Origin of the sequence: Paenibacillus sp. ATY16, assembly GCF_003399985.2 — a bacterium.
GTDB lineage: Bacteria > Bacillota > Bacilli > Paenibacillales > Paenibacillaceae > Pristimantibacillus > Pristimantibacillus glycanilyticus.
In genome coordinates this window covers 288,449-311,141 of sequence record NZ_NMOK02000037.1, presented here as the reverse complement: position 1 = coordinate 311,141, position 22,693 = coordinate 288,449, and the positions used below count along the sequence as shown (strand labels likewise).

The following is a 22,693-nucleotide window of genomic DNA, read 5'->3' as shown; positions in this document are numbered from 1 at the left end:
ATGTTCCCTCCTTCATTCATTTATAAAGAGATGAATACAAAAAACTCCCATCCCGAAGGGACGAGAGTTATCCTCGCGCGATTATCTGAGTATTCAAGTATTCGAATTATATTGGATATAATTACCACTGTCAATCATTCCCCGCAAGCTAGTCTGGTATTGTCACTATAGTTACGGTATGGTAAGTTAATACAACTACCCGAGACCGGCAGCTATGCTGATTGTCGAGAAAGGATGAATCTCATGTTCAAGCTGCTCAGTAGAAGCATCCGCGACTTCCGCGCAGCGTATCCGCAGCTCTTATTGTTTGAATATTTATTTATGCTGGTAACCAGCGTTATCATTATTCCCATTATTACCCTAATCTTCAGCCGTATCCTGACCGTTCTTGGGTCCGGTTCGCTTATGAACGACGATGTCGTTCAGCTCGGCTTAAGCTGGCAGAGCATGGTTGGTCTTACCGCAATTGCCCTAGTCGCATCCTACGCGATATTTATCGAGCTGTGCGTTCTTATTATTCTGGTTCAACAACGTTATTTCGGCAACCGAATCGCTATTACGGACGCCCTTCTTACCGCGCTTCGTCAGACGCCGAGTCTACTCGGCTTCGGTACCGTGCAGCTGCTAGTCTTGCTGCTCGTGCTGATTCCGTTCGTCGATTCGCCGATGTCGGAATCGTTCTATGCGTTGTTTAACGTCCCCATCGTACTCGAACGCAGCGTCATGAACCTGTCCCTCGTCATGTCCATTGTCTACGTGCTTATCTTGATTGCTGCCATCTATTTGGTGCTTAGATGGATTTTTGTGCTGCATTATATCGTACTCGAGGGACATTCGATCAGCCGCGCAATCCGGAGCAGTCTCGATCTGACGAGGGGCAAGCATTTCAAGGTGCTTACCTCGTTATTCTTAATAAATGCGATTGTTATCGGTACAGGCTTTGCGACGCTTTCGTCAGTCTCCTTATTGCCTCATTGGCTGAATCACAATGTGCTGAAGGCGTTCTCCGATCATTATTCGTTAACGCTATCCACTATTCTTACGTACATGCTGACGCTGGCGATCATGCCTCTCAACATTATCGTTCTGACCCGGTTATTCTACGTGCTCAAACGCGAAAACGGACAGCATTTGCAAGATAATCTGAAATTGTATCGCAGCACAATCGGACGATTCGAAGACGCGGTTTCCGGGATGATGAAGCGGTTCACTCACAAACGGGCCTTATTCGCCCTTTTAGCCGTTGTTTATGTAAGCCTTGCCTTATTTGTTGGTCTAAAAGCTAGCAGCCATTTGGTCTATGCCAAATGGAGCGTCCTTATCTCCGCGCATCGCGGCGACACGGAGAACGCTCCTGAAAACTCGCTGCCGGGCATTCAGAGTGCCATCAACAAGGGGATTCAATCGGTTGAAATCGACATTCAATTAACCAAAGACAACGTTGCCGTCTTGAATCACGATGCTACTCTTAACCGGATGGCCGGTGTGAACAAGTCCGTTAATGAGCTAACTTACGAGGAAATAAGCAAGCTATCCATCGGCCAAGATGCGGATGGCGTCCCAATTCCCGTCGTTACGCTAGAGCAGGTATTAACGGAAGCAAAAGGAAGGATTAAGCTGCTGCTGGATTTGAAGCCCCATGGAGCAAGCGAACCTCTCGTACGGGAAGTGATCCGCTTGATCCATGCCAACGAGATGGAGAATGAAGTCTATATCCAATCATTCGACAGCACCATGCTGCGGCAAATCCGCGAGCTGTCTCCGGATATCCGCATCGGGCAGATCATGTATTTCGCCGTTGGCAATCTCTCTTCGTTAGACGTTGACTTCTATACGGTTGAACAGGTGATGGTAACGAAACAGCTCGTCGACCGAGCGCATGCTTCCGGACGGGAGGTATGGGTGTGGACGGTAAACGGTCGTCACAACTTGAAGGAAATGCTTAAATTTCAGGTGGACGGTCTGATTACGGATACCCCTACTCTTGCGCAATCCATGATTGGCCTTGATTTATAACTCGATTTTCAATACAAGAAAAAGCCGCGATATAGCGGCTTTTTCTTATTGCTTTCTTACTCTAGCCCCGTCTATCAGGTAGCCGGTACTGCTCACGATTACCTCCTGCTCCTCGAACAGCCCTTCCGTAACAGCCGTAACATACGCATTGGAGTCAGTTACCTTTATTGGTTTTTTTACGGCATAATAGGCATTTCCGAGCGGTCCTTCCTTGCTTTCCAACGTAAATACATAAGCTCCTTGATCATCCTGATGCACGGCTTCGTTCGGCAGCGTAAGGATGGCTTCGCTGTTGCTCTTCACAATTTTCACTTGTACACGTTCGCCGCCAATCAGCTGATTGTCATGGAGCCGAACCGCTACGGTACCTGAAATGGAACTAGAATCGTTTGCATGCAATGTGCCTCTGTCTGGCGTATCCAGGACTGCGCCATTCACGTCATTATCGATAGTTGTTATCGTTCCTGTAAGTTGTTCCGTGTCCTTGCCCGCGATCTTTAATTGATCGAGCGTTTCTCCGATTTCCAGCAATCTGGCTATATCGCCCGGTACCTGAAACTGAATCTTAAAGCCTTCGGATGCATTGGCGAGTACAATATCCGGCCCACCGCCGGGACCCGAACCAGCCAGCGCATTAACTTCGGTTACAATGCCCGCAAAAGGCGCGGAAACCGATTGGCTATCGATTATGCTCTTTTGAAGGCTTTGTATGTGATTTACCTGCGAGGCCATGTCAAGCTTGGCGGAATCCAGCGCAACCTTAGCGGCAGAGAGGGTGCTCTCGTTGCCTTCGGTTACCGCCGTAATATAATCCGTCTGCAGCTGATTCATGGACAATTGCTGCTTCTTGAGACTTGTCTTCATATCATCGAGCTGAAGCATTGCTTCGCTGCCGTCATATTGGATTAGTTTCTGGCCTTTCGCTACTTTATCGCCTTGTTTAACAAGCACCCGCTTCACCTTCCAGCCTGCCGGATTCATAAGGGCTTGCGTCTGCCCCGGTTGAACAGTCGCTTTGCCTTCGAATTCATGCGTGACCGAACCTTTGGATGCGGTTTGCGTATAGACCTTCTGCAAAGACAGGTTCCTTATCGTATTTCCCGCAAGGGTGCATACCGCGAGCAGGATCAGAAACAGACCGGCAAGCAGCCGCAGCTTCCGTTTGCCGGAAACGGACTTTCTTTCCTCCATTGCATTCACTCCTGAGATTATCCTTTTATGCCCGAATGTTGAATTCCTGCCACGAAATAAGACTCCGCATACAGGAACAAAAGCACCATCGGGGCCATATACAACGCGGAAGCGGCAAACCCGGCCCCCCGTTCCGACTGGTTGATTTGCGCCAAATAGAGTGACAACGGCTGCTTGGCAGCGTCCTGCAAGAAAATAAGCGGCTGCTCGATCATGTTCCAATAATCAACGAACAGCAACACTGCCAGCGCGGCGAGACCCGGCTTGGCCAGCGGAAGAACAACCTGCCAAAAGATAATAAACAGACCTGCTCCGTCGACTTTGGCAGCTTCCGAAAGCGCATAGGGAATATGGGCCATAAATTGCCGCAGCATAAACACGCCAAACGCGCCGAATATGCCCGGCAGCACGATTGCTGAAGGATGGTTCATGAGCCCCAGCTTATCGATAACAAGATAATTGGGGACGAGCGTAACCTGGAAAGGCATAAGCATCGTCATTAAATAGACGAGAAACAGCTTATCCCTTCCCGGAAACCGCAGCATGGCGAAAGCGTAAGCCGCTAGCGAACCGACGAAGATCTGGCCAATAACAATAGGCCCTGCAAGTCCGGCTGAATTCCAAAACATATGAAGAAACTTCGGGCTCAGGAACAATACATTCGCGTATTGTTCGAATGACAGCCAGTCCGGCAGCAGCTTCAGATTAACGAAAGCATCCTTACCGCCGCTCGCCGTATCCACCATTTGTCCGATCAAATTGTAATTTTGGCTAAGTTCGGCCCCCGTCATCAAAGAACTTACAAGCGTAAGTCCAATCGGAAACAGCATGACGGCTGCGAATGCGGCAAGAATGACCGATAATGCCAGTCCGGATAACCGCTTTCTAATATTCATTGCTTCCCCCTCCCCTACTCCGTTTGTTCCCTGAACCGGCGTTCAGCGCGGAGCAGTCCCGAGGTCAGGATCACGATACAGGCGACCATCATAGTCGCGGCAGCCGTCAGCTTCTGGACATCCAGCTCGAAAAACATGTTATTCATGTAATGCTGCAGCATATACAACCGGTCATACGGATAATCTCCGGCCAGCAGATACGTTTCACGAAATACCTTGAACGAGTTAATGATGGAGATAAGAAGCACAAAAAATAAGGTTGGCGTCAAATAAATAATCGTAATATGGCGAAAATGATGGAAACGGCCGGCGCCTTCAAGCGATGCGGTCACGTAATAATCCTTCGGAATCGATTGCAGTCCTGCCAGCAGAAGGATCATGTCGTAGCCGATGTTCTTCCATACATACATCAAGACAACGATACTCATGGACCAATTCGACTGCATCCAATCGATCCGGTCCATTCCAAAGGCGTGCAGCCATGCATTCAAGGCCCCGTTCCAATCGAAAAAGATTTGCCAGACCGTCACAACGGATGCCACAGGCACTACTAGCGGGAGCATAAACGATGTACGCAAAGTACTTCGCAGGAAGATCCGCCTATTAAGGAGGATCGCAAGCGTCAAGGACAGCGTGATTAATAACGGAACACTTACCGATGTAAAAAGCATCGTATTGCCTGCCGCTTTACGGAACGAGGCGCTATGGAGAAGTTCCGAATAATTGCTAAAGCCCACGAATTGCCCGCCAAGCGCGCCGTCAGTAAAGGACTCATAAACGCCTAGCAGAAACGGAATGAGATAAAACAAGGAAAATCCGATTAAGCTAGGAGCAAGGAACAGCACCGCTGCCATACCGTCCCCTCTCCATCTCCGCAGTCCTCTTCTACTCATTGAGTACCGTCATCGCTTTATTCTGTATTAGCTTGGCCACGTCTTCCGCGGATTTCTGGCCGGCGAAGTAGGCTGCCGTATTGGCGGATACGATATCCAGCACTTTGCCGGATGCATTCTTCTTGCGGGAAGCGGCATCCGCAAAGCCTTCAAGCCGGTTAAGCTGCGCTTCATCCACTTTGAAGGACTCGCTGTGCTGCGAACCAATGGTTGGCGGCGTTATCGTTCCCTGCTTCTTCAAGGCTTGTACGGCGTCAGCGAAACGCTCCTTGTTGATGGGAAGGCCAATCGAAGTATGATCCATCATGTATTTCAGGAAATCCCAGGCGGCGTCCTTCACTTTGGAATTGGCGTTTATGCCGATATCGGACCTCGTTTCGTAGGAAGTGCCCGCAGCCTCTTGATCCGCATGAGGCTTGATATAAAATTCCGTATCCTTGCCAAATACATTTAATGTCGTTAAATAATCTTCCGGCGACAAAATGCTGACATTCGTAAAATATCCCCGTTCCGACGTACTGATGATTCCAGCGTCAAACATGCTTTTTATTTGCTCCAGTAGACCATTGAATTCAGGTGAATCAAAGCTTGCCTTGAGGTTAGTCTCATCTACAAACCTGCTATAGTTGTCCGCGACAATGCTCCGTACGAAATAATCGGTACCGCCAACTTGAAGACCTTCTCCGCTGACAATAGCCGCCTTATATTTTCCGTTTGCGTCAACCAGTTCTTTGCCCGCTGTCATGAAATCATCCCATGTCCACGAACGGTCGTTGATCTTTACCCCGGTGGCGGTAATCGCGCTGCGGTCCCCAACCATGCCGCTTAAGCTGAAGGATAACGGAAGGCTGTATAGACTCTTTCCACCTTGTTCGCTGCCCAATACATTCGTGAAGTAGTCCGTCTTGCGGAACGTATGGTCTTCGTCCATTCTTGCTGATAAGTTCTCGAGCAAATGATGCCTCTCGTAATCGTCTGCCGCCAAATAACGGAGATCAACCAGGTCCGGTCCCTTTCCGGCCATCATCGCCGAGTTTGTGGTTGTCGTAAACTTCTCGATGTCGGCATCCGTTTGCTCACTTCCCCCTCCGTTGCTATAAGGCTCGCTTAACCCGTATTGCAGCTTGATCTTGATATTCGGATGAGCCGCTTCGTAGGATTTAACCGCTTGTTCATATTGCTCGCTTGGCCAGAAAACCGAGAACACAATGGTTTTCTGATCTCCGCCGGATGCATTTCCATCCGGGTTTGTATTTGTTGTTGTTCCTGATGGAACAGTTGTCTTGCCTGGCTCTTGACTTGCTTCATTATCTACCATGCTTCTGTTATTACTGCAAGCAGCCATAATTAACACGATTAGCGAGACGGTAAGTATGATTAGTCCCCGATTTTTCATCCCATTCATTCCTTTTCTTGTATTGTTACTCTGGTATTTCATTAGCCGCATCTTGCCGGATGCTTGACCCAAGTATAAATAAGAGATATCTCCAAGCCTTCATCAAATTGCGTACAAGATGTCTCCAACTTCCAAAAAAAATACGGCAGGCCAGACGAGCTTTCGTCCAACCTGCCGCATTGGCGGGCAAATAAATATTCGGTTTTACTTGTCCTGGAACTCGATAATAAAACCATGGAGAGCATGCGAGCTCTCCTGTTCGGACACAGGTGCCGGCGCAATCTCTTGCGCGGCTCTGGTAAATGGCTTGCTGCCCGCAACCAGGAGCTCGCCATTGCCGATACTCCATTTCATAAGGGAAGGCACAAAACCTTGATAGACGGCCGTTTGGGACAACAAGTTGTTGCCTTGAAGCTTGCCTACATAGATAATCTCCCCGTCGTTTTGCGTGTATGCGATCATTTTTCGATCCGCCGACAGACTAAAGCTGACGATCTTCTCCAGCAATACGGTAAGCTCACCGTTACGACTGTCGTATTGGAACAAGGTGCCGTCGGTACCCAGGAATATAAACCGGTTCGCATCTACCCAAAAACAACCGTTCATCGTAGACGGGTGGTCGTATATGACTTCAAAGCGTCCTTCATCGTTTAATGCAGCCATCGATACCAGCGTGCCGTTATCGATTAAAAGACGATTGCCGTCTTCGGACAAGACGGCAGAAGCGCTGTTTTTCATATCCGGCATGCCCTGCAGCGCCAGCTGCTTAGACGATCCCTGCCGCACGTTATAGACAACAAGGTTCAGCTGATCGCGGCGGTCTCCCAGCACTAGATACGACAGATATCGGCTATCGTTCGACCACCGCAGGTTACGGGAAAACAATCGCTGCGGCTGCACAGGCTCCTCAATGGACTTACCGGCACTTCCGTCCACAGGTAACAGTATCAAAGAATGGCCGTTCTCGGACTCCGACAGATATGCGAGCAGCTTGCCGTCAGGCGATAGGCTAAGTATATCCTTTCCTGCATTTAAGCTTGTTGTAAGCTGGTTAAGCCGATTATATGGAGGCGCGAGCAGCTGCAGGCCGTCGTATGGAGAACCGGAAGGAACGCTACCCGAATTATAACCAACGAGCTCTTCCTCGTTCGTCCAACCAAGTACCGCAAACTTGTCAAACCACTCCTCCAGAGGATAAATCGTCTTCACCTGAAACGCCTTGCCGATGCTTGCTCCAATCGTTGGCTGTCCGGCCTCCGACTCCGGGATTACGATTGTGTCGGAGCGGGGATTTCCCGTGCAGCCGGAAGCCGTCAGGAGCAGTGCTGCCAAAACCAGGTAAAGACGGACATGCGTGAACCGCTTAATCTTGCTGCGCATTACTCCCCGCCTCCCTTACTGCCTGCGGCCGGAAGCTCAACGTATACGGTAGTCCGTCCTTCGTCGCTATCCATACGAATGGTTCCGCTATGATCCTCCACGATGGATTTTACAATGCTGAGTCCTAAGCCCACGCTTCCTTCTTCCTTAAATGTCCGGTCGCCGGAATAGAAGGGGTTAAATACGCTGGTTATCTGATCGGCCGATAACGTTTCGCCCGGATTGCTTATCGCGAAGCGAAGAGTCTCCCCCTTCGACCCATGCTCTCCGGTAACCATAATCTCCGCCAGCGGTGCGCTGTATTTGATCGCGTTATCAAGCAAATTGATAAACAATTGCCGCAGCCTATCCGCTTCTCCAAATACAACAAGCCCGTCATCCATCTTCAAAACGATGCTCTTCTTATAACGTTTGGCGCGAATCGTCATGGCATCGCATAGATCACGGAGCAAAATGCCGGTATCGACAAGTTCCGCTTCCTCCCTTACGGCGTTTCGCCGGGACACTTCAAGCAGGTTCAGCACCATGCCGTGCAGCCGCCGGCTTTCTTCTACGATATGGGTCATGCCTTTTCGGAAAAATGCAGGGTCGCTCTCTCCATTCTCCCGGATGATCTCCGCATAGCCAAGAATCGACGTCAGCGGCGTCTTCAGCTCATGCGTGACGTTATCGAAGAAGCGCTTTTCCTGCTCGATTAGGGACTGCAGCCTGTCTCGATCCCGGCCAATCGTTGCAATCTGGCTGTCAATCCGTTCAATCATATCGTTGAAGTTGTCCGCGAGCCGCCCGATTTCATCCTTGCGCCTAAAGGTGAGACGGACATTCCGATTCCCCCGTATGACCTCTGTGGATGCGTTAGTCAGCTTGATTAGCGGAATCGTGATATTCCGGGACAGCAAATAAGAGAAACCGAACGCAGCCAGGAAGATGGCAAGAGCGAGATAGAAGATAATGTTTAGAATTCGTCCGCTCTGCTCATACAGCGAAGAAAAGTCTTTTGCAAAACGCAGAATCCCCACTTTTACCCCATCGATAACGACAGGATAGGAATAAAGCACGGAGCCGGCGCTGCCGTTATACGAAATGGTATATGCCGTCTTGCCTTGCAGCGCAAGCTTCAGGTCATCGGTGGAACGACCCGCGAATTTACCGGCGTCCGTGGAATACAGCAGCATGCCATCAACCGTATAGGCACTGACGTCGCTGGAAGTGGCTCGATGAAGGTCGCTAACCATCTCCTCGGCCATCTGACCGAAATAAAGGTCGTTGTTCGTGAAATGATTAATGAGGAAGGCTTGAGTGACGTAAATATTGCCGTTGTTCTTGAGATCTATGAGATCCGTTGTGACAATACTCTTGTTGCTGTTTCGGATGTATTCCTTTAAAGTGACGTTCAGCAAGAGGAACGAAAGGCAAAATATCAGGAAAAATCCGATAACGAACTTGGACCGCAAAGTATGGAGCATACGGTCAATCCGCCCTTTTCTCGAATTTATAACCGATACCAAACACTGTTGTTATCAGATCAGCCGCATTAAGCTTCTTGCGCAGCCGCTGAATATGCGTATCCACGGTCCTCATGTCCCCGGGAAAATCATACCCCCACACGGACTCGAGCAGCTCGGCGCGCGTAAAGATTTTGCCCCGTACGCCAAGCAGCGCAAGAAGCAGATCAAACTCTTTTGGCGTTAAGTCAACGGCCTCCCCATTCTTTGTAACAAGCCTCTCCTCTCTCGAAATGGCGATGTCCCGGAAGCCAATCACCGGCGAAACAGTTTCCCTGACCGGCATTTGCGCCTGCGCAAGCCTGCGGAGTATGGTTCGGATCCGGACAACCACTTCGCGGAGATCAAACGGCTTCGTAATATAATCGTCCGCCCCTACCTCAAGTCCGAGGATTTTGTCCGTTATGTCGGATCTGGCCGTAAGCATGAGAATCGGGATATTATATTGAGCGGTAACCTGCTTGCAGATATCAAGACCGCTTTTGTCAGGCAGCATCCAATCCAGCACAAGCAGATCGGGCATGAACCTGTCAATCTCCCGAAGCCCGTCCGCGCCAGTGCAGGCTATACGCGTCTCGAAGCCTTCACGCCCTAGACCGTAAGCAAGCAGATCCGCAATGGCCTCCTCGTCCTCGATGATGAGTATTCTCGTTTTGTCCATAATGAAGCTCCAATCTTAATTCGTTTGTATCTTTAAGAGTAACTTTCATATGTTTCGGCATTGTCTAGAAGCTGCGGACAAGATGTCTCGAAGATGTCAACAAAATGTGTCCGATTGCATTGGCGCATAATTATTTAGTGACGTTAATTATAAATAACATTAACTGCTCCGTTAGCTTTTGCAAACTCCTTGACCGCTTTCTTGACGTTTTTGCGCAGCTGGGCAGATATTTTAACGTCCGGTTCAAAATGCAGCAGCTCAACCTTCAGCACATTTTCTTTCCGGTCGAGCCGGGGATCCATCCTGCCGATTAATCGGTCCCCGGCAAGAATAGGCATCGCATAATAGCCATAATTCCGTTTAACCGCGGGCGTGTATATCTCCCAGCGGTATTCGAAATGAAATAAATCTTCCAAGCGCTTTCGGCTCCACAGTAAATTATCAAGCGGCGGCAAGAACGTAATTTCAGCGGCTTCCGCTTCCAGCGCCTGCTCTTGTTCTTCGGCAACCGTATCATGGTGTGCCAGCACCCGTTCCGCATCGGAAGACAGCACATAATACGGATGCTTAAGACCTTCCACCTCAACCTCTGTCAGGATGCCGGATTGGATAAATTGCTTGATTGCGTCACGACGCTGGGCGGCACTGTATCTCAGCCAGCCAAATCGGGAATCGGAGGGCTCAAAGACGCGGTAAGCGCGGAAATATTTTAGCAGCATAAGCCGTTCCGCTTCTTCTATCCCCATTTCCCCGGCAGCTTTAAGGAGCTGCTCCGGCACGCTGTGGCTCGTCAAATCGAACAATCTCTGATTGCCTTCCCTGCCGACAATCCGGATATGAGCCGAATCGGTTAGCAGGTTGATGGCATGCGAGGTTGCTTTCGTTTTGGCAGCCGCGTTTGTATTTTCCCAATAACCGTGTACCCGAGTATCCGATTCGAACGCTCTGGCAGGCAAAGCTCCTTCCTGGCGAAGCTTGTCCATAACCTGCTCCGGAACAGGCTGCAAGGCTTCAATCGCGGAAGACAATCGCTCACGGATTCTTGACCGGGTAGGTTCGAATAAGGGATAATCCTCCATCGGAATAATGCAAGCCGCATTAGCAAAATATTCGAATACCTTATGATCGCTTAATAAGTCATTAAGAAAACTTGGCTCATAACCCTTCAGCCGGGCGGACATGACCAAATGCTGATTCGCCCGGACGGCAGCCACCGGGTCGATCTGCAGACATTCCAAGCGGCGGATGGTATCGAGTACCCCAACATGATCGGCTGAAACATTGCTTCGCGGTGTAAGAAGAAGCTGCTTTTCCAATAAAAAGCGCCTGAGCGCCCGTTTAGTCGTTGTTATCATTCGTGTGTTCCTTTCTATCCTCCGTATTATCAATGCATTCATGGGAATACTTGGTTGTAGCCATGGCTGAGGAAGGAGTTAATGAATGGAGTCCGCAGAAAAAATCTCAGGAACGCAATTATGCCTATTAATGTTTTCTTTTATCGCCCCTACCGTCATTCTCGTTATTCCGGGCCTTATGTCAAGTCTTGCCAAGCAGGATGCTTGGATAACGATACTCCCCACATTCTTGTTCGGTGCGTTAAATATTGGGATCATGCTCATTTTGTCAAAACGTTATCCCGGGATGACCATCATCCAATACAGTGCTTGCATTATTGGCAAATGGCCCGCGAAGATTCTAAGCTGTTATCTGATTTACGTCTGGTTTAATTTCGATTTCATCATTCTTAATCAGCATATCCAATTTATAAATACGGTTTTTCTTATGAGAACTCCTTCCGTCGTCATTAGTCTAACGCTGGCGATCTTCTGCTGCATTGCGGTCTATATGGGGATTGAAGCGATTGGGAGATGCAACGAATATCTTGCTTTGCTCAATTTTTTGCTTCTGATTCCCCTTCTTTTCCTGATGCTTGCGGAATCGGATCCGGAGAGGCTTCGTCCGGTAATGGGCAGCGGAGTGGTCCCCATCGTTCAAGCGAGCGTCTTTCCCATCGCATACATCACTCAATTTTTCACATTAGGCTGGCTTCTGCCATACTTGAATCAACCGAAAAAAGCTGCCAAAGCTTCCTATATTTCCTTGAGCATTATCACGGGACTCTTATGCATTACGCTGCTTCCCTTAATTATGGTGTTTGGACCTTTAACGGACAAGCTGACATTTCCCGTATTAAGCGTCATTCAGTATATCGGGATCAAAGGAAGCTTTGAGAGATTGGAAGCCTTGGCCGTGGCGATCTGGGTCATGAGCTGCTTTATTAAAATCGCCGTTACGATGTTCGTAATCTGCCTAAGCATCAGCCAGACGTTCAATACGAAAAACTACAGGGACATCGTTATTCCCGTCATGCTATTGTCTGTACTGGGTTCGTTAACCGTATTTGAAAATTACTCTACGGAGCTCACCAGCTATCTGAACTTTACCTATCCCAGCTACGCGATGTTTACCCACTTTGTGTTGCCTCTTATCCTTCTTGCCATTGATACGATCAGGAGAGGTATTAGGAAGGCTGCGCATTAATGATGTCGAACTATCATTCTTCCGAATGGTTCAAAAAAAGCTCTTAAAGGGGTTGTTGTGCTTGGAAGCGGAATATGAGCAATCCATAGGCATCCCGCAATTACGCAGATCACCATTAAACTCGCAAATAAAACAGCCGATCCCGGCTGTTTTATTTGTTGAATTTGATACAAAGTCCAGCCTACCGCAATTAGAACAAAAACAATCAACTGCAAGATCACTGGGCAGTCCTCCTATTCATGCTGGAGCGTGGAATGAACCATTCCGGCGCCATTGACCGTCAGATCGACGTCAACGGTTATGCTGGCGTTTTGGAACTGGGCATCCCACTCTTTTTTTAGCGTCTTCCACTTGCCCGGATTACTCTTGTATACCTCTTGTCCAAATCCCACGCTATCCGCTTTATATTTCTTCTGCAGTTTAAGTAACAGCTGCTCGACTTGCTTTCGCACGGAATTCTCCACCGCTTGTTTGATCATCGCCATTTGGGCGGAATCGCTAACATCGAGCGAAGAATTATTCTCCTCTACCGTCCCCGTCCCTTCCAGCATGACGTTGAAACGGACTGCGTTTTTATCCGCATGAGTTACGATTTTGCTTGTGGTATGATTCAGCATAATCCCGATCTTTCCCTGGTCCTCGGGTAATGGTGTCGAAATGCGCCCGTATTTCAAATTATTCATTAACCACATTAAAGAAAGCGTCTCTTTCTCGTCCAATAGTCCGATTAGCTTAAGATCCTTCAGAATTCCCGTCCCTTCGGCCTTAAAGATCTGCTCCTTTTTATCGGTAAGGTGATCTCCAAGCTCCAGAACTCCAACAACGGGCTGAATCCCTTCGCTTTGATTGGCGATAAAAAAATCGCGCAAGGTGACGGCGACTTCGTCTCCCGTTCTTTGCATTTCGTTAACGACTTCCAGCGGCACTTGTTTCAATGGATAGTTTAATTCAAGAATCTGCCTCGCATCTCCGCCTTTGACGATCATCATATAGGTTTTCAGGCGATTTCTCGGATCATGGGTAAAGACATCAAGCAAGGCTTTATTGATGCCTTGTCTGGCCAACCGCTCGCTTATAAACACCACGCTGCGATGGGAGTAAAACAGTTGACGCGAACTTTTTTTCTGCAAGGCCTGATGAATTTCATTACCGTTGTTCCCCTTTGCCGAGATGAGATAGAAGGAACCTGAATCTCCTTTTCCCCCGCCTCCCGAACCTTCTTTGGAGCCGGGAATGGCGATCTGCAGAGTGCAGAATAAGCTGCCGTCTTCCTGCACGTCCAAGGCCGTCCCCGTTACAAAAGCCAGATCGTTGATCTCCATGCGGTCCCAGCAGCCGCCGAGGATGCAAACGACAAGAAAAAGCAATGCACCTTTCAGCACTCTCATCTATTTCTCACCTTCTTGATTAGAAGTAGACTTCAAGCGATATTTGAGCCGAATCGGGATTCGGACGAAAACATCCTTAAAAGCAGCCAGTCCAATCGGAGTGACCGGAGCAAAATACAGCTTGCCGAAGGATCGAAGCGAGGTCACATGCAGCATGATGCCGAGAAACCCGAGAACAATGCCGTACAACCCTAGCGTACCAGCCATAAACAGCATCGGAAAACGAAGCAGCCGGATCCCGTTGCGCAAGCTGAACCGCGGGGTCGTAAAAGCGGATATCCCCGTAATCGATACGATGATGACAACCGGAGCGGAGATTAATCCGGCCTGCACCGCTGCTTGTCCGATAACAAGACCTCCAACGATGCCGATCGTAGGACCGATTTGCTTCGGCATCCGGACCCCGGCTTCAAGCAATGCCTCGAATACAATCTCCATCATTAAGGCTTCAATCATCGCGGGAAAAGGAACGGCCTCTCTCGATCCGGCAATGCTGAGCACTAGGTTCGTTGGGATCATTTCTTGATGAAAGGTCGTGATCGCTACGTAAAGAGCAGGGGCAAAAACGGCGAAATGTATAAACAAAAAACGGATCCACCGGATAAAAGTAGCGATGGGCCACCGGATATAATAATCCTCGCTGGCTTGAAGCCCCGTCCAGAACGTCATCGGAACAATCAGGACATAAGGGCTTGTATCCACGAGAATGGCCACTTTCCCTTCCAGCAGCTCAGCGGCAACCACATCCGGACGTTCCGTGCTGTGGACCTGGGGAAACGGTGAATAGGGCTGATCCTCTATGAATTCCTCAACATAGCCCGAATCAAGCACGCCGTCTATTCGTATGGACCGCAATCGGCTTCTAACCTGCTCGATTACCTTATCTTCTGCAATACCCTCAAGATACGTCATGACGATTTGCGTATGGGACAGCTCTCCTAGCGTTATGCTTTCCGTCTTTAATTTTGAGGTTTTGAGTCTCGCGCGGACCAGACCCAGATTGGTCGGCAGCTGCTCGATAAAGCCCTCCTTGGAACCGCGGATAACGGGCTCGGAGGAAGGTTCCTCGAGGCTTCTTTTTGCGACTCCGGGAACCGCAACCGTGATAACGCTGCTGCTTCCTGCCGACAGGATTGCCGCATGGCCCTGCAGGAGGTTGAGGACGACATCGGATATCCGACCGGAGCACGCCGTTGTTCCGATCGAAATCCATTGGTCGGCCAGCTCTTCCGCTATTGCGGGAATATCATCCTCTGCGGAACGCCGGAGCAATGGTTTTAATACGTGCTCTTCGAGCATCGGTTTGTCAATCAAGCTGTCTATGTAAACAACGATCCACTGCAAGTGCTGATGAGCTTTTATCCTTCTGTACTCCAGGTCATAGCAATTCTTAAACGTTTCTTTGATATAACTTTCGTTCAGCTCTATGGCGGGGCCAAATGCTTTATCGTGATCTTCCTGGAGGATGCTGCTTTTGGATTTAAGAATATTGAAGGCTTTACCGGATGATCTGATTCTTAATCTCCTCATGAAGGCTCCTCCCAGGCGGTATCAGGCCCATAATGAATTCCATTCCCATAGTATGGATGCGGCGATTCAAAATATTCAGCAGGGATTGCATGAAAGAAGCCTGGAGCGCAGTTAAGCTCCAGGCTTCTTTCATGCAATCCGTTCGGCACGGCCGATCCCAAGCGGCAAGCTTATCGCACCGGCGAGGACGATAAGCGCTGCTCCAATCAAAGCCGCAAGATAGCTGCCGTTGCCGGAGATCAAGTGACCCGCAATAAGCGGACCGATGATCTGCCCCAAGCCGAAAAACGTAGTCAGCAGGCCAATGATTTTCCGATTGTTCTGCGGCAACAGATCCTTGGCATATGCAACAAACATCATGGTAATCCCCATGAAAGTAGCCCCAAACAAAATAGCGCCGGCAAAGACGGCCGCCGTATTCGGAATGATCACAGGAATGGCAATTCCAATGGCTTGTATGGCCATCGCAAGGGACAACGTCCACTTTTTCCCCCACCGCGTTGCAGCCATCGACCAAACGACGCATGAAGGAATGGCTGCAGCGCCAACAAGCATCCAGCTGAGCGAGGTCATATTCGGTATGCTCGATACCGTCTTGGCGTACGCTACGAGATAAGTTCCCGTCACGATATAACCCAAGCCTTCCAAGCCATAGGCAATCGTTAAACAGACCAAAATCCGGCGCACGGAGGACGAAACTTGGTTGCTTGAAGAGCTGGCCTTAACCGCTCCGGCATTGCTTCCCCCTAATGAATACCAGGCCGCCATGCCAAGGACAAGGCTAATCAAGCCTAATCCCTTCCAGATTCCCATCCACTCCCTGTTGTGAGCTAGCAGCGGAACGGCAATCCCGGTCAGCAGGATCCCGGCTCCTACCCCTCCGTAGAAGATACCGGCCTGCAGGGCGGACAAACGCTCCATTACGATGCTTGTGACAATAACAAATACAGTAGCGCTTGCCAAGCCGGATAAAAACCGTAGAAGCAGCCACGCCTCCAGACTGTGGAATTCCCCCATGCCCCATGTCGTCCCTATACTAATGACGATACCCGCAAACAATAGCGTTGAGCGGTTCTTGACCTGTATGAGCGTTAAGAGAAATGCACCGATTAAATATCCCAAATAATTGCTCGAAGCCAGATAGCCGGCGCCTGTTGCGGAAAACAGATGATGATCCATCATGATGGGCAGAATCGGGGTAAAGGCAAACCTCCCGATCCCCATGGCAACCATCATGGCGGCTACACCCCCGGCAAGTACAATCCAAGTGCGTCTTCTCATAAATGTTCCTTCTTTCTTTGGACAGCCTGTTCATGATGCTATAATTTTGTTATCATGAATATTGGATTTTATATAAATTTAATATCTAGATTCCAGATATCAATGACATAATCATACGATGGAGGCCGCAATGGACATTCAATTACTCAAAGTCTTTTCCGCTACCGCTAAAGAAGGAAGTATCTCTAAAGCGGCACAAAAATTGAATTTTGCCCAATCAAACGTCACTCACAAAATTCAGCAGCTGGAAGCCGATTTGCAGACTCAGCTCTTCTACCGCCACAACCGGGGTATTACCTTGACCCCTTCGGGACAAATTCTCGTCTCGTACGCGGAGAAAATTCTGAATGTCATTCAGGAAGCCAGATCGGCAGTTGTAGACTCCAAGGTTCCTACGGGACCTTTGTCTATCGGCTCGATGGAAACGACCGCTGCCGTCCGGCTTCCCGTTCTTCTTGCCAAATATCACGCAGATTATCCGGCTGTCGATTTCAATCTGGTTACGGGTCCGACGGAGCGTAACATACATGGCGTTCTTCATTACGAGCTGAACGGCGCCTTCGTGGCCGGACCGGTTGATCATCCCGAATTGGAGCAGGAAGAGGTGACTGACGAAGAACTAGTCCTCGTCACCGCAGCCTCCCACCCGCCTATTAACAGCATTCACGAGGTTCAATCGCGGACGCTGCTTGTTTTTCAAAACGGATGCTCTTACCGGGCAAAATTTAATCAAATGCTTCAAGACGAAGGCATTGTACCCGTCAAGCTGATGGAATTCGGCTCGCTGGAGACGATAATCGGCTGCGTCGGAGCAGGACTCGGCATTTCTTTATTGCCGCGCTCCATTGTCATCGAACAGGAGCAGCAAGGGCAAATTCGCACGCACGCGATTCCAAGCAAGCATGCGCTAGTCACAACGGTATTCATACGGCGCAAGGATGCCTTAATGACTCCCGCATTATCCGCGTTCCTCTCGGAAATGAGAGCCCATTTTAGTTAAATGGGCTTTTACTTCGTTAATGCGGCAGCTTGATACATGATCTCATCAACAATCTGCGAGGCAGATTGACCGGCAGTCAGCATTCGCGTTCCCTGTCCTGCCCACAAGGACAAGTATTCCGCATTCTGCAGCTTGCTTGCCGCGTTGCGGATATCTCGCGTAGCGGTATTTTGCGTCGGGAATGGCAGTGGCTCTATACCGCTAGCTTCCCACTGCTCGATAAAGCTATTTTTAATGCCGCGCGCCGGCCTTCCGGAGAACGCATTGGTGATGACCGTGCTCTCCTCATTGCTGGCAAGCAGCGCCGCCCGGTATGCTTCGCTCGTTCCGGCTTCAATCGACGTCAGGAAGCGGGTTCCCAGCTGCACGCCTTGCGCGCCAAGCATCAGAGCGGCAGCAAACCCGCGGCCATCCATAATCCCCCCTGCAGCGATAACGGGAATAGAGACGCGATCCGCAATCTGCGGAACAAGAGCCATCGTACCGATATTCGCTCCCATTGGATGAACGTCCCCGCTAAACGTTCCGCGGTGTCCGCCGGCTTCGCTTCCTTGCGCTACAATGGCGTCACAGCCCTTCACCTCGGCAAATAGCGCTTCCCTTACCGTAGTTACCATGGCCACTACCTTAATCCCGGACGCTTTGGCCTTTCGCATATGCGGTTCGGGCAACACGCCAAAAGCCGTGCTAATTACGGGAACCTTCTCTTCAATCAGCACTTCGAACTGTTCTTCGAACCAATTAGGCGAATGGACCTCGGTTCCTTCTGAAGCGGGGATACCCAGCTGCATTCGGAAATCGTTAAGCTTGTCCTGAACTTCTTGGATCCGCATGTTCTGATCGGCAGGCTGATTCACGAAGAGATTCACTCCAAACGGTGCCGAAGTTATCTCTCTTATTCGATGGATAGCTATTCGGATATCCGATGGCGCCATGTAAGCTGCACCCAAGGTGCCAAGACCGCCCGCCTCGGAGACGGCTGCCGTTAATTCCGGCGTGGAGGGCCCGCCTGCCATCCCGGCCAGGAAGAGCGGATAACGGATACCGAATATTTCGCACAAAGCCGTCTGCAGAGTTATTTTCATCGGGATCACTCCTTTTTTATCGTCCAGCCTTTTCTTGCTTCAAGTATACAACGATCCGGCTTTCGCGAATAATACAGAAAAATGCTATCTGCTATCCTAAAATGAGATAGCAGATAGCACATTTATTTCAATCATCCTTTATCGGAATGGGAAAAAGGCGCGTTATGCATATAGATCACTTCTATTTTCTCGTGCAGAGGACCGTTTGTTTCGGTTTTCTCTACAATAGCCCGCCATTCGGGATCCTCCATGAAGGCTTGGAAGTTCCGCTCGCGCGCAGCCATATCCGGATGCTCCAAAATGTAATATAAACGGTTCTTTGATGCGTCCGCATCTACCCAAAAATTCGGAACCCGCATCCCATGCTTATAAAAAAATCCGATTGTATGGTTCTCGAACCGATCCAGCAGGGCATGCAATCGACCCGGAACCACATCGTAGATTCGCAGCTCGTAAAGCATGAACATCATCTCCTCACGAGATATAGTCTTTCCAAATAAACGCGGAAAACAATCCGTTTACCACTTGCCCGCGCTTTGACCGCCATCCACATGCAGGACTTCGCCCGTCACGAATTGCGCGGCTTCGAGGTACAGAATAGCTTCCACAATCTCATGTACCTCGCCCATTCGTTTCATCGGGTGAAGCTTAGACAAGAAATCATGAGTTTCGGGAGCATGCATAGGCGTTTTGATAACGCCTGGCGCAACCGCATTAACGCGAATGCCTTTGTCCGCGTATTCGATCGCAAGGGACCTGGATACCGTCGTCAAGCCACCTTTGGACAAAGCGGCAAGTGCCGACGGTACTTCTTTAATCGGTTGTTCGGAGACGCCGCTTGCCGTAATATTCACGATATGTCCGGAGCCTGTTTTCAGCATTTCCGTCAGGACTCTCTGCGTAATATGGAAGAAGCCTGCTACGTTTGTAGACAATACCGCGTCAAAATCCTCTTCGGTATATTCCGTAAACGGCTTTGCGAGAAAAATGCCGGCATTGTTGATCAGGGTATCCACCCGGCCAAAGCGTGCGATAGCTTCGCTAATCAGACGTTCCGCCACCTGCGGTTTGGAGATGTCCCCTGCGACAAACGCGATATTCAATCCGGTTGGATCGATTTCTTTTGCAGCTTCCGCTAGTGTTTGCTCGCGACGACCGTTAATAACGACCCTCGCGCCTTTTTTAACGAGTTCAATGGCAACAGCCTTGCCCATACCGCTGCTTCCGCCTGTAATAATGGCTACTTTATTTTGAAAAGTCATGTTGTTTGCTCTCCTTTTGTTTACCTATTAATAGATAGTTTATTTAGATGCTTAGTTATTAGACGTTTGCCAAAGGCTTAACCGATTTCAGATGCTCAACGTAGTCGGCACTGCTTTGCGCCAGACGCTCATCCGAGAGATTGGATACGTCGTTTAACGTAAAGTGCGGCAGATAGGTTGCGCTAATGAAATGGGCAGTTGCTTCAAACGGACTCAGGATTTCTTGCAAAGTGAACCGGTTAAAGCCGGTTGGCTGGTAAGATTCTTCCGTACCGTAAGTGGAGACGGCCACGCCAAATTGTTTGCCGGTTGTTTTGTCGCCTTCCGGACCAAACGCCCAGCCGTATTGCAGCACGGTATCGAACCATTTTTTCAAAAGCGCGGGCGCGCTGTACCAGAATACAGGGAATTGGAAAATAACGCGGTCATGGGCTTCCACCAGCGCTTGCTCTTTCGCGGCGTCGATGTTTTCGTCCGGATAAGCTTTGTAAATTTCGTGGATCGTATATTCGCCTTGTTTCTTTAATTCCTCGATCCAAGCCTTATTTACGCGGGAAGCTTCCAGATTAGGGTGTGCTACGATTACCAATGTTTTCATGATGAATTGCTCCTTTAATGGTTTATTAGTTATTTTGGAAAAAAGATACGTTCTTCATAAAGATGCTTTCTTGTTTCTTCACCAATGGTCCGTCAAGCTCAGAGACCCGTTTCACTTCTATCCACTCCGGATCGTTGCGGAAGCGATCGTAGTTGAGGTTGCGTTGTTCCATATCGGCATGCTCGACAACATAATATAAACGTTCTTTAGCTTCATCCTGGTCTTCCCAGAATAGCGTGATTTTCATCTCATGCTTCGCGAATAATTCGATGACATGATCTCTGAATCTGTCTTTAATAGCCTGCAGCTTGCCAGGATGCATATCGTAAATTCGCAGCTCGTACAACATGGTCTCACCTCCTTCAATTTTGTATATTCATTACCTATTAGTAGGTAGGTGGTGCTTTTTTCGTTTTGTTGTCCGCTGCTTCATATTACTATATCTCCGCTAACGTGCCTAATACGAAATCTAGATAATGAATATCTCAAAAGATGATAGCAAAAAAAGCAGCCATTGCCTGGCTGCCGTTCAAGTCCACCGCCATGCCTTAGTGCAGTAATTTCAAAGCTTTATCGGGATCGACCAAAATACGCCCGTAATATTGCTTGGATTTGAAGTTGTGAATTTCTTTGCACGCCTTTTCCATGCGGCCCATAATGATTTCTTCCTCCAATTCGACTGGCGACCAGTATAAAACATGCATGGGATAGGGATGGCCATCGAAATCCTCGGGAGCATACACAATCCTTTTGGCTTTCCGGAAGCCATTCTTTTTATAAAAAGCAAGACGCCGGCGGGTATCCTCGTTATCGGGATCATTCGGCTCGGCTTCAAGCAGGATCATTTTCCCCTTCGTCTTTAACGAGTTAAGTACTCTGGAACCTATTCCTCTGCTTCTCGAATGCGGCGTAACCAACAGATAATCGATAAAAATAAAGGTTGTGAATTCGGCATACAAAACGATGTAGCTGTCGGTTTCTTTAATGTGATAGACGTCGGTCTCTTCAAGCAAGTCAACGAGTTGATGAGGATCCTTCATCTCGTGCTCAGGAAAATAGTCATGCAGCTTATCGTACCATTCCATATTTTCCACTAAGATTTGCTCCTTTGTCTTAACTCGAGTTCATCTGCTTCATTTACAATTGCCTTGTTGATGCTCCACTATTCACGATATAGCTTCCAGCTTTTCGATAATTCTGCGCTTCCGGTACATGATTCGGCCAGTCTCGGTCACATCCTGAAGGGTAGAGCGATTAAGATAAGCGCCAAATAAAATTCCCGCGATCGGAATCATCTGAAAGAGCTTTTTCCATCCGAAATTATCCCTATATGACAGCATGACCTCCCGCCAGCCTTGCAGCTGAGACAATATCTGCTTGCTCTGCTCGCCTGAACGGAAAGCGGCAAGATCCTCGAGAATAGCCTTCTTCCCTACAATGTCGGAGGAGGAAAACTGCAGGCATTTTACGATAAAAATACGTTCGGATTTCTCTGACGGGTCATAGCCGTAACTGATTGCGATTTCCTGCAGCGCTTTGATGGAAATCCCAAGCAGGAGCGGAATATCGATGGCTAGCGTAAAGATTCCGCCGATACCCGTCGTTGCGCCTTGAACGGTCGCCGTGTTGCTGCCTGATTTGCTTATGCTTTCGGCGACTTCATCCATTCTGCCAAGAGGAAGCTGCGCAATACTCTCCAATGCCGTATCTGCATCCGGTTCTTCGTGCGGCAGCATTTTCCGGTACATTTGCTCCTTGCTGATTAAATAACGGCCGCCGCTCTGCACATAGCTTCCAAGCTCGTCGAGAACGATTCCTATTTTGTCCTGGATGAACTTTGGCGTTATCCGGTCCAGGATGACAAAAGGCAAGCGGCCCAGCTTTTCCCAGAAGAACAGATCCTTCTGCTCCTTCTCCCACTGTTCGATTAACCTTAACTCTGAATTTAAGTACTGAAGATCTTCCGTAGTTGTCATCGCAGTCCTTGACCCCTTCGCATCTAATAATCACTTTAGCCTTACATACTGTAAAATGTTCGTTTACGTTTCATAAAATATCCGTTGTAAAAAT

22 protein-coding genes are annotated in these 22,693 nt (G+C 49.1%); 3 read left to right on the top strand and 19 right to left on the bottom strand.

What is annotated here, in order from left to right:
- Nucleotides 1–243: 243 nt before the first annotated feature.
- Nucleotides 244–2,016 carry a glycerophosphodiester phosphodiesterase gene (locus CFI03_RS21730; protein ID WP_248759544.1) on the top strand — a complete coding sequence of 591 codons (1,773 nt, stop codon included), beginning with the start codon at nucleotides 244–246 and terminating at the stop codon, nucleotides 2,014–2,016.
- A 45-nt stretch (nucleotides 2,017–2,061) separates the two neighbouring features.
- On the opposite strand, the gene CFI03_RS21725 is transcribed toward CFI03_RS21730, so the two are convergent.
- The 8 genes from CFI03_RS21725 to CFI03_RS21690 all read right to left on the bottom strand — a co-directional run bounded on the left by CFI03_RS21725 (nucleotide 2,062) and on the right by CFI03_RS21690 (nucleotide 11,293).
- Nucleotides 2,062–3,207: an efflux RND transporter periplasmic adaptor subunit gene (locus CFI03_RS21725; protein ID WP_248759542.1), complete on the bottom strand. Its 1,146-nt coding sequence runs from the start codon at nucleotides 3,205–3,207 to the stop codon at nucleotides 2,062–2,064.
- A gap of 17 nt (nucleotides 3,208–3,224) precedes the next feature.
- Nucleotides 3,225–4,103, bottom strand: a complete 879-nt coding sequence (locus CFI03_RS21720; RefSeq protein WP_248759540.1) for a carbohydrate ABC transporter permease — start codon at nucleotides 4,101–4,103, stop codon at nucleotides 3,225–3,227.
- Nucleotides 4,104–4,117: 14 nt separating this feature from the next.
- On the bottom strand, nucleotides 4,118–4,957 hold the full coding sequence (locus CFI03_RS21715; protein WP_248759538.1) for a carbohydrate ABC transporter permease: 840 nt from the start codon (nucleotides 4,955–4,957) through the stop codon (nucleotides 4,118–4,120).
- Between the two features lie 31 nt (nucleotides 4,958–4,988).
- Nucleotides 4,989–6,392 carry an ABC transporter substrate-binding protein gene (locus CFI03_RS21710; RefSeq protein ID WP_248759536.1) on the bottom strand — a complete coding sequence of 468 codons (1,404 nt, stop codon included), beginning with the start codon at nucleotides 6,390–6,392 and terminating at the stop codon, nucleotides 4,989–4,991.
- A gap of 204 nt (nucleotides 6,393–6,596) precedes the next feature.
- Nucleotides 6,597–7,772: a WD40 repeat domain-containing protein gene (locus CFI03_RS21705; protein ID WP_248759535.1), complete on the bottom strand. Its 1,176-nt coding sequence runs from the start codon at nucleotides 7,770–7,772 to the stop codon at nucleotides 6,597–6,599.
- Entirely contained in the window at nucleotides 7,772–9,238 is a 1,467-nt protein-coding gene (locus CFI03_RS21700; RefSeq protein ID WP_248759533.1) for a sensor histidine kinase, read from the bottom strand. The genes CFI03_RS21705 and CFI03_RS21700 overlap by 1 nt, the downstream gene beginning before the upstream one ends.
- A gap of 4 nt (nucleotides 9,239–9,242) precedes the next feature.
- Complete coding sequence (locus CFI03_RS21695; RefSeq protein WP_248759524.1) at nucleotides 9,243–9,938, bottom strand: response regulator transcription factor; 696 nt, start codon at nucleotides 9,936–9,938, stop codon at nucleotides 9,243–9,245.
- 143 nt (nucleotides 9,939–10,081) lie between these two features.
- Nucleotides 10,082–11,293 carry a winged helix-turn-helix domain-containing protein gene (locus tag CFI03_RS21690; protein WP_248759522.1) on the bottom strand — a complete coding sequence of 404 codons (1,212 nt, stop codon included), beginning with the start codon at nucleotides 11,291–11,293 and terminating at the stop codon, nucleotides 10,082–10,084.
- A gap of 85 nt (nucleotides 11,294–11,378) precedes the next feature.
- On the opposite strand from CFI03_RS21690, the gene CFI03_RS21685 reads away from it, so the two are divergent.
- Nucleotides 11,379–12,479: a GerAB/ArcD/ProY family transporter gene (locus tag CFI03_RS21685; RefSeq protein ID WP_248759520.1), complete on the top strand. Its 1,101-nt coding sequence runs from the start codon at nucleotides 11,379–11,381 to the stop codon at nucleotides 12,477–12,479.
- On the opposite strand, the gene CFI03_RS21680 is transcribed toward CFI03_RS21685, so the two are convergent.
- The 4 genes from CFI03_RS21680 to CFI03_RS21665 all read right to left on the bottom strand — a co-directional run bounded on the left by CFI03_RS21680 (nucleotide 12,476) and on the right by CFI03_RS21665 (nucleotide 16,678).
- Nucleotides 12,476–12,700 carry a hypothetical protein gene (locus tag CFI03_RS21680; RefSeq protein WP_248759518.1) on the bottom strand — a complete coding sequence of 75 codons (225 nt, stop codon included), beginning with the start codon at nucleotides 12,698–12,700 and terminating at the stop codon, nucleotides 12,476–12,478. The two genes, CFI03_RS21685 and CFI03_RS21680, sit on opposite strands and share 4 nt — an antisense overlap.
- A 12-nt stretch (nucleotides 12,701–12,712) precedes the next feature.
- Complete coding sequence (locus CFI03_RS21675) at nucleotides 12,713–13,867, bottom strand: Ger(x)C family spore germination protein (protein WP_248759516.1); 1,155 nt, start codon at nucleotides 13,865–13,867, stop codon at nucleotides 12,713–12,715.
- Nucleotides 13,868–15,397, bottom strand: coding sequence for a spore germination protein (locus CFI03_RS21670; protein ID WP_248759514.1), 1,530 nt, complete (start codon nucleotides 15,395–15,397; stop codon nucleotides 13,868–13,870).
- Nucleotides 15,398–15,526: 129 nt separating this feature from the next.
- Complete coding sequence (locus tag CFI03_RS21665) at nucleotides 15,527–16,678, bottom strand: YbfB/YjiJ family MFS transporter (RefSeq protein WP_248759512.1); 1,152 nt, start codon at nucleotides 16,676–16,678, stop codon at nucleotides 15,527–15,529.
- A gap of 130 nt (nucleotides 16,679–16,808) precedes the next feature.
- On the opposite strand from CFI03_RS21665, the gene CFI03_RS21660 reads away from it, so the two are divergent.
- Entirely contained in the window at nucleotides 16,809–17,678 is an 870-nt protein-coding gene (locus tag CFI03_RS21660; RefSeq protein WP_248759510.1) for a LysR family transcriptional regulator, read from the top strand.
- Between the two features lie 8 nt (nucleotides 17,679–17,686).
- Here CFI03_RS21660 and CFI03_RS21655 read toward each other — a convergent pair whose 3' ends face one another.
- The 7 genes from CFI03_RS21655 to CFI03_RS21625 form a co-directional block, all read right to left on the bottom strand.
- Entirely contained in the window at nucleotides 17,687–18,763 is a 1,077-nt protein-coding gene (locus tag CFI03_RS21655; RefSeq protein WP_248759508.1) for an NAD(P)H-dependent flavin oxidoreductase, read from the bottom strand.
- 131 nt (nucleotides 18,764–18,894) lie between these two features.
- Nucleotides 18,895–19,224, bottom strand: coding sequence for an NIPSNAP family protein (locus tag CFI03_RS21650; RefSeq protein WP_248759506.1), 330 nt, complete (start codon nucleotides 19,222–19,224; stop codon nucleotides 18,895–18,897).
- 57 nt (nucleotides 19,225–19,281) lie between these two features.
- A complete protein-coding gene (locus tag CFI03_RS21645) occupies nucleotides 19,282–20,025 on the bottom strand; it encodes an SDR family NAD(P)-dependent oxidoreductase (protein ID WP_248759504.1) in 744 nt (247 codons plus the stop codon).
- Between the two features lie 58 nt (nucleotides 20,026–20,083).
- A complete protein-coding gene (locus tag CFI03_RS21640) occupies nucleotides 20,084–20,623 on the bottom strand; it encodes an NAD(P)H-dependent oxidoreductase (protein WP_248759502.1) in 540 nt (179 codons plus the stop codon).
- Between the two features lie 25 nt (nucleotides 20,624–20,648).
- Nucleotides 20,649–20,972: an NIPSNAP family protein gene (locus CFI03_RS21635; protein ID WP_248759494.1), complete on the bottom strand. Its 324-nt coding sequence runs from the start codon at nucleotides 20,970–20,972 to the stop codon at nucleotides 20,649–20,651.
- A 199-nt stretch (nucleotides 20,973–21,171) separates the two neighbouring features.
- Nucleotides 21,172–21,708 carry a GNAT family N-acetyltransferase gene (locus CFI03_RS21630; RefSeq protein ID WP_248760106.1) on the bottom strand — a complete coding sequence of 179 codons (537 nt, stop codon included), beginning with the start codon at nucleotides 21,706–21,708 and terminating at the stop codon, nucleotides 21,172–21,174.
- 81 nt (nucleotides 21,709–21,789) lie between these two features.
- A complete protein-coding gene (locus CFI03_RS21625; protein WP_248759492.1) occupies nucleotides 21,790–22,599 on the bottom strand; it encodes an EcsC family protein in 810 nt (269 codons plus the stop codon).
- Nucleotides 22,600–22,693: the final 94 nt, after the last annotated feature.